The organism is Actinoplanes sp. NPDC051633 (genome assembly GCF_040681735.1).
Classification (GTDB): domain Bacteria; phylum Actinomycetota; class Actinomycetes; order Mycobacteriales; family Micromonosporaceae; genus Actinoplanes.
On the sequence record NZ_JBFAZH010000183.1, the window covers coordinates 1 to 9,319 of the forward strand.

Consider the following 9,319-nt stretch of genomic DNA (forward strand, 5'->3'; position numbering starts at 1 on the left):
GGCCGTCGCATAGCATAGCACGACGGCCGATGTCGACCCAAACGGGGTCGGCTCGAATTCACCGGCGCTGCAATAGCACCGTTACTTCTTTTCTATTGTGGTGCAATTGCCGGGCGGCCACCACCTCGAACTCCCCGGCGAGAAGCTCGAGGCAGCGGTCAACGGTGGCGAGGACCCGGTGCAAGCCTACCTTGAGCGTCACGACGGCCGTCGCCCCCTGCTTCAGGTGCCGGGCCGCGGTCACCATCAGCTCGGCGCTGAGCAGCGGCTCCATGCGCATGTCGTTCAGCGCCAGGTCCAGTCGCCGGCGATCGGCGCGGAGGAACTCGCCCGCCGTGGTGCGCAGGTGCCGGACGCCGGGATCGGCGGCCACGCGCGGGTCGAGGTCGCCGGGGTCGACGGCGAGCACCTCGAGGCCGCGCTGCCGGATGATGCGCGTCCAGCCGCCCGGGGCGGCGCCGAAGTCGACGGCCAGCCCGCGCGCGGGCAGCTCCACCGGGAAGGTCTGGAAGAGCTCCTCCAGCTTGAACTCGGCCCGGGACACCTGGTCATCGCCCCGGAAGAGCCGTACCCGGCCGCCCGGCCAGTCGCTGAGCGCGAGCCGCGCCTCGTTGAAGCCGACCAGCACCTCGCCGGGGGTGAGGCAGACGGAGAGGACGTGCTTGTGGCCGGCGCGGCCGGGCCGGAAGCCGTCGTCGCGCAGCCGGTCGACGACGAGCCCGGCGATCTCGGCCGGCCCCTGCTCGAACCGGTTGCGGCCGCTGACCCAGACCTGCACGGAGAGATCGGCCGGGCTCTCCCGCTCCGTGACGATCTCGAGCGCCCGCTCGGCCAGCCCGGCCGGATCGGGCAGGACGGCGGCCTCGGCGCTGAGATGCTTGATCAGCACGATGCGATGCTCGTCGCACGCCCGCGCGACGTCGGCCAGGTCGATCTCCGGCGCGGCGAAAACGCCGACGTCCGGGCCCAGGCGCTCTATCGAGATCTGCCGGCCGAAGCAATCTTCCAATTCGCGGCTGGCAATGTGAAAGGAATCCTCGGCGGCCGAAAAGATAATCCGATTGGCCACGGCGGCAATTCTATCAGTCGCAATGGAATGGAAAGAGGCGGGGATCACGTGGAGGGTCCGCGCTTTAACGGTTAAGTTGAGTTGGTGACCACTGCCCTGGAGAGCTCCCGGCTCGACGTCGCCAAGGTGGCGGTCGGGGTCACCTTCGCCACCAACGGTCTCGCGTTTGCCGGCTGGCTGGCCCGCGCGCCCGCCGTCCGCGACGACCTGCACCTGAGCGCGGCCGGCTTCGGCCTCCTGCTGCTCTGCCTTTCCGTCGCCGCGATCGCGTCGATCCCGCTGGCCGGGCCGCTGGTGCAGCGGATCGGCCCGGCCCGGGCGGTGCTGCTGGGCAGCACGTCGATGGTCTTCGGGCTGACCGCGCTGGGCCTCGGCACGGCGACCGGTTCGGTGTGGCTGGCCGGGCTCGGCCTGGTGCTGGCCGGCGCGGGCAACAGCACCTGGGACGTCTCGATGAACGTCGAGGGCGCCGACGTGGAGCGCCGCCTGGACCGCACCATCATGCCGCGTTTCCACGCCGGCTTCAGCCTCGGCACGGTGCTCGGCGCGGGGTTCAGCGCGGGCGCCGCGGCGGTGGGACTGCCGGTGTCGGGTCAGCTCTTCATCACGGCCGGCCTGACCGCGGTGGTGATGGTCGTTACCGTGCGCCGCTTCCTGCCCTGGGAGCCACTGCCGCCCGGGGAGAAGCCGGCGATGAGCGTGCGCCAGGCCTGGCGCGAGCCCCGCACGGTCCTGATCGGACTCATCATGCTCGGGTTCGGCTTCACCGAGGGCGCGGCCAACGACTGGTTGGCGATCGGCCTGGTCGACGGGTACGGCGCGAGCGAGACCATCGGCGCGATCGGCTTCGGGACGTTCGTCACGGCGATGACGCTGGCACGGCTCTTCGGCGGCGAGGCGATCGAACGCTGGGGCCGGGTCCGGGTGTTGCGGGCGACGGTCGTCTCGGCGGCGCTCGGCCTGCTGCTGGTCGTCTCCGGCATCTCGGTGCCGCTGGTCTTGCTCGGCGCGCTGCTCTGGGGTGCGGGCGCGTCGCTCGGCTTCCCGGTGGGCATGAGCGCGGCCGCGGACGACCCGGTCCGGGCCGCGATCCGCGTCTCGGTGGCGGGCTCCATCGGGTACGCGTCGTTCCTGGCCGGGCCGCCCCTGATCGGCGTGCTGGCCGAGCATGTCGGCGTACTGAACGCATTGCTCTGTGTCTTCGGCGCCCTCGCCATCGGCCTGTTCGCCAGCCGCGCCGCCAAACCGCTGCCCTCGGCTGAGCCCTGACGAACCTAGAAGATCAGCCCTCCAGGAAGTCGCCGATCAGCCGGGCGAGCAGCTCCGGCTGCTCGATCACCATCGCGTGCGACGCGTCCTCCAGCTGCAGATACCGGACAACGCTCGCCGCGGCCTGCTCGACGACGAAGCGACGGTGCGCCGCGTAGAGCTCCGCGAACGGCTCCTGCGCCGGCAGGTCCCGGGTCGACAGCACAACGAGCTCCGGGCACCGCGTCGCGGCATAGACCGGCCCAAGATCAAGTTCGTTCATCAGGGTACGCAGCTCCGCCGCCGTGCCCGCCCCGGGACGGATCGAGGTCTCCCCGTCCTTGTGCACGAGATTCCGGCGGAACCCCTCGATCCACACCTTCTCGTTGGCGCCCATGTCCCGGGCCGCCATCCGCTCACGTTCCACCAGGTCGGGCAGCTGATCGGCCGGGATGGTGCGGCCCATCCCGGCGTGCATCCGATCGAAGACCTCGTGCAGCCGCGCCAGCTCGGCGGCGGCCTTCCCCGGATCCATCCCGGGCAGCTGCGCCGGCGACGTGGGCGGCGGGTTCCCGTCGAGGTTGACGACCCCGGGTGACTCGGGATGCCGCTGCCCCCACAGTGCGGCGACCATCCCGCCGAGCGAATGCCCGACGACGGCCGGCGACTTCAGTTCCATCTGCACGACGACGGCGGCGAGATCGGCGAGCGCCGCATCCCACGACCAGGTCCCGTCCCCGGACCGCCCATGCCCCCGCAGGTCCACAGTGATCACCCGGTGCCGCCCGCGTAACGCCCGGGCCAGGGTGGTCATGGCGGCGAGGTTCCCGCCGGCCCCGTGCAGGAGCACCAGCGGCGCCGCGTCCCCGCCGAAGTCACGCACGGCAATGGGCAACTCCCCGGCATCGATGAGCCGATCGTTGATCACAACACTCCTCCACCTTCGCTCTGCCCGGGCGGTTCGCCAGGTCGATGCCGCGTGCGCAATCGATCGCGGACCGCCTCGGACGGGACGCCGCCGTCCGGATGCCGCGGCAACCGTCCCCGTCGCACCAGATCGTGCACGCCCTGCCGGGTGATCCCGAGCATCGCCCCCGCCGTGCCGTAGGACACCGAGGCCGCCGCCGGATGTCCCACCCGCCGCGCGGTCACCTGCCCGAGGGGCGTCCGCCACCAGTCGGCCGGCGGATCGAAGGCCCGATCCTCCGGATACAGCGACGAGATGAGCCGGGCCGTCATGTGCACGGCCTGCCGCGGGTCCCCGTCCCGGATCTCGTCGGCCCACCGCCCGGCCCGCACCCGCAGCAGCCCTCGCAGCGCATCCACGACCTCGTCCCCGTCGAGCAGCAACTCGAGCGGATCCAGTAGCCGCACGTCGAGCATCCGCAGAATCTGCTCGACCAGATCCTCGCGCTCACCCACCCCAACACCAAACGCCACTTGACACCCCGTGTCAAGCAAACAGTGGTAGCTCACCCACGCGTCCGGCCCGCGCAAAGGTGGCTCGGCTACCACTTTGTGTGGGTGCGCGCGGCCGTTCCTATGGTTGGGGGATGGATGAACGCCGGTTGCCGCGGGCCGGGCGGCCGCTGGCCGAGCCGCATCCGGCGCGTCTCGATCCCCGGCATCCCCGGCGGCGGGAGATCCTCGAGGCGCACCAGGCAGCCCTCGACGCCGGGGAAGCGGGCTACCTCGATCCCGACTCGGGACTGTTCGTGCTTACCGCCGGGTTTCTGGCCAGGCGTGGGACCTGCTGCGGACGCGGTTGCCGGCATTGTCCGTACTACGACGGTCCCGCCGAGAGTTAGTGGGCGTCGACGAAGACCCGCGACGCCACCTCGCGGGGCAGCCGGATCTTGTCGCCGGACCGGTCGATGGTCACCCCGTCGCGCTCCTGCGCCACGGTGACCGTCGCGCCCGGGTCGATGCCCGCCGAGTGCAGCTGACGCAGCACGTCGACGTTGGTCTGCACGCTCTCGCAGATCCGCCGCACCACGACGCTGCCGGACAGGCCCGGGAACGCGAGGTTGCGTTCCGGCGCGTCCAGCTCGCTCGGCACGGTCGTCTCGTCCAGCGCGGCGAGCCCCGGGATCACGTTGCCGTACGGCGAGCGGGTCGGCTTGTTCAGCAGCTCGTAGACGCGCTTCTCCACCGAGTCGCTCATCACGTGTTCCCACCGGCAGGCCTCGTCGTGGGCCTCCTCGTAGGGCATCCCGATGACGTTGACCAGCAGCAGCTCGGCCAGGCGGTGCTTGCGCATGACGGAGACCGCGGCGGCCCGGCCCTGCTCGGTGAGCAGCAGGTGGCGGTCGTTCTCCACGGTCAGCAGCCCGTCGCGTTCCATCCGCGCGACCGTCTGACTGACGGTCGGACCGCTCTGGTGCAGCCGCTCGGCGATGCGCGCGCGCAGCGGCGTGACACCCTCCTCCTCGAGCTCGAGGACGGTGCGCAGGTACATCTCGGTGGTGTCGACGAGGTCGTGCTTGTGCGTTGACGCCTTCACGATGGGTCCTCCCAGCAGCGATATTACCTCGCAGCTGCGTGCTGCCCGGTGGGTGCCAAGACTGTACCGTGCGACGATGGCGCCATGGCGGACGGCGCGACGGCGGTGGTCTGGGACGAGTCCCTGCTCGGCTACGACATGGGTGACCATCCGCTCGACCCGGTGCGGGTCGAGCTGACCATGGCTCTGGCCCGTGAGCTGGGCGTCCTTGATCGCCCCGGGGTCCGGATGGTCGTCCCGGAGCCGGCCGGCGAGGAAGCGCTGACCCGGGTGCACAGCGCGGAGTATCTGGCGGCGGTCCGCGTCGCGCCGAATGATCCCTTCTTCCGCGGCTGGGGGCTGAACACCGCGGACAATCCGGTGTTCCAGGGCATGCACGAGGCCAGTTCCCGCGTCTGCGGCGCCACCCTGGCCGCTGCCGAGGCGGTCTGGCGCGGCGAGGTCACCCGCGCGGTGAACATCGCCGGTGGCCTGCACCACGCCATGCCGTCGCGGGCGTCGGGCTTCTGCGTCTACAACGACCCGGCGGTGGCGATCACGCGGCTGCTCGACCAGGGCGCGGAACGCATCGCGTACGTGGACATCGACGTGCACCACGGCGACGGCGTGCAGGCCATCTTCTGGGACGACCCGCGCGTCCTCACGATCAGCCTGCACGAGACGCCGCTCGCGCTCTTCCCCGGCACCGGCTTCCCGGACGAGGTGGGCGGCAAGGGCGCGGAGGGCTCGGCGGTGAACCTCGCTCTGCCCCCGGGCACCGAGGACGCCGGCTGGCTGCGCGCCTTCAACGCGGTCGTCCCCTCGGTGCTCCGGGCGTTCGGCCCGCAGCTGCTCTTCAGCCAGTGCGGCGCCGACTCGCACCGCCTCGATCCGCTGGCCGACCTGCGGCTCTCGGTCGACGGTCAGCGGGCCGCCTACCTGCGGATCAGAGAGCTCGCCGACGAGCTCTGCGACGGCCGGTGGGTGGCCACCGGCGGCGGCGGGTACGCGCTGGTCGAGGTCGTACCCCGGGCCTGGACACACCTGCTCGCCGTGGCCACCGGCGACCCGCTCGACCCGGCCACCCCCACGCCACCGGCCTGGCGCGAGCTGGCCGCCCGGCGCCGCCCCGGCGCCGACATCCCGCTGGACATGACCGACGGCGTGACGCCGGCGATCGAGTCGTGGCAGCCGGGCACCACCCCCGATCCGATCGACAAGGCGATCCTGGCCACCCGCATGGCGGTGTTCCCGCTGCACGGCCTCGACCCGCACGACCCGCGGGACTGAGCCGTGGTCGACGTCCTTCTCTCCGACGGCACCGCGGTCCGCCTGCGCCAGATCCGGCCGGATGACGCACCGGCCATCGTGGACTTCCACTCCCGGATGAGCGAGCGCACCCGCTACCTGCGCTACTTCTCGCCGTACCCGCGGATCCCCGAGCGCGACCTGGAACGGTTCACCAACGTCGACCACGTCGACCGCGAGGCGTTCGTCATCGTCATGAACGACCGGATCACGGCGGTGGGCCGCTACGAGCGGCTGGGCCCGGAGTCGCCGGAGGCCGAGGTCGCGTTCGTGGTGGAGGACGCGCATCAGGGCCGCGGCATCGGCTCGGTGCTCCTGGAGCACCTCGCCGAGGCGGCCCGCGCGCACGGCATCGACACCTTCGTCGCCGAGGTGCTCCCGCACAACGGCGGCATGCTGCGCGTGTTCAGCGACTTCGGCTATCAGGTGACCCGCCGCTACGAGGACGGCGTGGTGCACCTGAGCTTCCCGATCGCGCCGACCGAGCAGAGCCGCGCCGTGCAGGAGAGCCGCGAGCAGCGCACGGAGGCGAGGTCGATCGCGCGGCTGCTGAGCCCGCGCGGGGTCGCGGTCTACGGCGCGAGTGCGAGCGGTCAGGGGATCGGCGCGGCGGTGCTCGGCCATCTGCGCGACGGCGGGTACCCGGGCGCCATCGTGCCGGTCCATCGCACCGCCGACCGGGTCGGGGGGCTGCCCGCGTACCCGTCGGCGGCGGATGCCCGCGCCGAGGTCGATCTCGCGCTGATCGCCCTGCCTCCCGACGGCGTCGCGGATGCCCTGCACGACGCGGCCGCGGCCGGCGCGGGTGGCCTGGTCGTCGTCTCGGCCGGCTTCGCCGAGGCCGGTCCGGAGGGCCGGGCGGCTCAACGCGCGCTGATCGACAGCGCCCGCGAGGCGGGACTGCGGGTGGTGGGGCCGGTCAGCATGGGGGTAGCCAATACCGATCCGGGGGTACGCCTCAACGCCACGCTCGCGCCCCGGCTCCCGGCGGCGGGCCGGGTCGGCTTCTTCAGCCAGTCCGGCGCGCTCGGGGTGGCCCTGCTCGCCGAGGCGGAGCGGCGCGGGCTCGGGCTGTCGAGCTTCGTGTCGGCCGGCAACCGGGCCGACGTCTCCGGCAACGACCTGCTGCAGTACTGGCAGGACGACCCGGGCACCGACGTGGTGCTGCTCTACCTGGAGACCTTCGGCAACCCGCGCAAGTTCGCCCGGCTGGCCCGCCGGATGAGCCGGGTGAAGCCGGTGGTCGCGGTGGCGTCGGCGATCCGCCGTCCACAGCCCCAACCGCCGCCCTCAACCGGACTGAAGGCCGTCCCGCCGGGCTTCGCGGGCGAGCTACCCGGCCCGGATGCCAACGCGGTGACCGCGCTCTTCGCCCGCTCCGGAGTGATCCGGGTGGACACCGTGGCCGAGATGTTCGACGTCGGGCTGCTGCTCGCGCACCAGCCGCTGCCCTCGGGCCGCCGGGTGGCGATCGCCGGCAACTCGTCCGCGCTGTCCGGGCTGGCGGTGGCCGCCGCCCGCGGCAACGGCCTGACCGTGGCGCCCGGCTATCCCCGCGACATCAGCCCGCAGGCCGGCGCGCACGAGTTCGGCGACCTGCTCGCCCAGGCGGCCGTGGACGAGAACGTGGACGCGCTGATCGTGGTCTTCGCGCCGCCGCTGCCCGGGCAGCTGGCCGACGACGACGCCGACTTCTCCGCGGCGCTGGCGAGCGTGGCCCTGGCCGGCGAGAAGCCGACCGTGGCGACGTTCCTGCTCGGACAGTCACCGCCGCGTGTCCCGTCGTATCCGTCGGTCGAGGAGGCGGTGCGGGCGCTGGGCCGGGTGGCGTCCTATGCGGACTGGTTGCGCCGCCCGCCGGGCGTGCTGCCCTCGTTCCCGCTGGCCGACAAGCCCGACCTGCTGGGGCAGTACGGCATCGACGTGGTCCCGTCCGTTGCCGCGGCGGCCGTCGAAGAGGTGCTGAAGGCGGCCGAGCAGGTCGGCTATCCGGTGGCCATCAAGGCGGCCGGCCGGGCCCTGCGGCACCGCATCGACCTCGGCGCCGTCCGCCTGGCGCTGGCCGACCCCGACGACGTCCGCACCGCGTACGCCGAGCTGCTCGCCGCCTTCGGCCCCGAGGTGCTGGTGCAGTCGATGGTCCCGCCCGGCGTGGCCTGCACGGTGGAGGTGGTCGAGGACCCGGCGTTCGGGCCGGTCGTCGGCTTCGGCCTCGGCGGGGTGGCCAGTGAGCTGCTCGGCGACATCGCCTGGCGGGCCGCGCCCCTCACCGATCGGGCCGCCGCGGCGCTGGTCGACGAGCCGCGCGCCGCGCCGCTGCTGCACGGTTACCGGGGTTCCGTGCCGGTGGACCGCGACGCGTTGATCGATCTGTTGCTGCGGGTCGGCCGGCTGGCCGACGACCATCCGGAGGTGCGGGGGCTGTCACTCAACCCGGTGCTGGCCCGGCCGGACGGCTTCTCGGTGCTGCACGCGCACGTGGAAACAGGGGAGGCCCGGCCGCGTCGCGACTCGGGCCCCCGGATGCTGAAGGGTTAGCTGAAGAGTTAGTTGCCGGCGTACGCCTCGAGGCGGGATGCGCGCTCCGGCGACCGGAGCTTCGACATCGTCACCTTCTCGATCTGCCGGATCCGCTCGCGGCTCAGACCGAACTCTCGGCCCACCTCGTCGAGCGTGCGCTGCCGGCCGTCGTCCAGGCCGAACCGCAGCCGGATCACCGCGGACTCGCGCTCCGACAGCGTGGAGAGCACGATCTCGACCTCGCTGCGCAGCTCGCCCTGCGCCACCGACTGGCCGGGCTCGGCGTTCGGGTCCACCGCGGCGACGAAGTCACCCAGTGCGCTCTCGCCGTCCTCGCCGACCGCCTGGTCCAGGCTGACCGGCTCCCGGTCGTACGAGATCAGCTCGATGATCTGGAACTCCGGCACGCCCATCGCCGTCGCGATCTCCGCGACGTTCGGCTCCCGGCCCAGCGACGTGGCCAGGTCGCGGCGGGCGCGGACCATGCGGTTGACCTGCTCGACCATGTGCACCGGGATGCGGATGGTGCGGGCCTGGTCGGCCATGGCGCGGGTGATGGCCTGGCGGATCCACCAGGTGGCGTACGTGGAGAACTTGTAGCCCTTGGTGTAGTCGAACTTCTCGACCGCGCGGATCAGGCCGAGGTTGCCCTCCTGGATCAGGTCGAGGAAGGCCATGCCGCGGCCGGTGTA

Annotated in this window: 9 protein-coding genes; 4 read left to right on the top strand and 5 right to left on the bottom strand. The window is 72.3% G+C overall.

Annotated features, from left to right (window positions below; all coding sequences use genetic code 11):
• Positions 1 to 58: 58 nt before the first annotated feature.
• Positions 59 to 1,069 (bottom strand): SAM-dependent methyltransferase, encoded by a 1,011-nt coding sequence (locus AB0M20_RS13355; protein WP_364297707.1) that lies wholly within the window; start codon positions 1,067 to 1,069, stop codon positions 59 to 61.
• A gap of 84 nt (positions 1,070 to 1,153) precedes the next feature.
• Between AB0M20_RS13355 and AB0M20_RS13360 the strand changes: the two genes are divergently transcribed.
• Positions 1,154 to 2,338, top strand: a complete 1,185-nt coding sequence (locus AB0M20_RS13360) for an MFS transporter (RefSeq protein ID WP_364297709.1) — start codon at positions 1,154 to 1,156, stop codon at positions 2,336 to 2,338.
• 13 nt (positions 2,339 to 2,351) lie between these two features.
• Here the strand turns inward: AB0M20_RS13360 and AB0M20_RS13365 are convergent, their stop codons facing one another.
• Together AB0M20_RS13365 and AB0M20_RS13370 are read right to left on the bottom strand one after the other, a co-directional pair.
• Complete coding sequence (locus AB0M20_RS13365) at positions 2,352 to 3,245, bottom strand: alpha/beta hydrolase (protein WP_364297711.1); 894 nt, start codon at positions 3,243 to 3,245, stop codon at positions 2,352 to 2,354.
• The gene (locus AB0M20_RS13370) at positions 3,242 to 3,739 is read right to left on the bottom strand and encodes a hypothetical protein (RefSeq protein ID WP_364297713.1); all 498 of its coding nucleotides are present in this window, start codon (positions 3,737 to 3,739) and stop codon (positions 3,242 to 3,244) included. Before AB0M20_RS13370 ends, AB0M20_RS13365 begins: the two co-directional genes overlap by 4 nt.
• 131 nt (positions 3,740 to 3,870) lie before the next feature.
• On the opposite strand from AB0M20_RS13370, the gene AB0M20_RS13375 reads away from it, so the two are divergent.
• Complete coding sequence (locus AB0M20_RS13375) at positions 3,871 to 4,125, top strand: DUF5522 domain-containing protein (RefSeq protein ID WP_364297715.1); 255 nt, start codon at positions 3,871 to 3,873, stop codon at positions 4,123 to 4,125.
• Here AB0M20_RS13375 and AB0M20_RS13380 read toward each other — a convergent pair.
• Positions 4,122 to 4,820 (bottom strand): metal-dependent transcriptional regulator, encoded by a 699-nt coding sequence (locus AB0M20_RS13380; protein ID WP_364297717.1) that lies wholly within the window; start codon positions 4,818 to 4,820, stop codon positions 4,122 to 4,124. The genes AB0M20_RS13375 and AB0M20_RS13380 overlap by 4 nt on opposite strands.
• A gap of 84 nt (positions 4,821 to 4,904) precedes the next feature.
• Here AB0M20_RS13380 and AB0M20_RS13385 point away from each other — a divergent pair, with 84 nt between their 5' ends.
• Positions 4,905 to 6,089 (top strand): acetoin utilization protein AcuC, encoded by a 1,185-nt coding sequence (locus AB0M20_RS13385; protein ID WP_364297719.1) that lies wholly within the window; start codon positions 4,905 to 4,907, stop codon positions 6,087 to 6,089.
• Between the two features lie 3 nt (positions 6,090 to 6,092).
• Positions 6,093 to 8,645, top strand: coding sequence for a GNAT family N-acetyltransferase (locus AB0M20_RS13390; protein WP_364297721.1), 2,553 nt, complete (start codon positions 6,093 to 6,095; stop codon positions 8,643 to 8,645).
• Positions 8,646 to 8,653: 8 nt separating this feature from the next.
• Here AB0M20_RS13390 and AB0M20_RS13395 read toward each other — a convergent pair.
• The coding region (locus AB0M20_RS13395) for a sigma-70 family RNA polymerase sigma factor (protein WP_364297723.1) at positions 8,654 to 9,319 on the bottom strand (666 nt) is incomplete at its 5' end.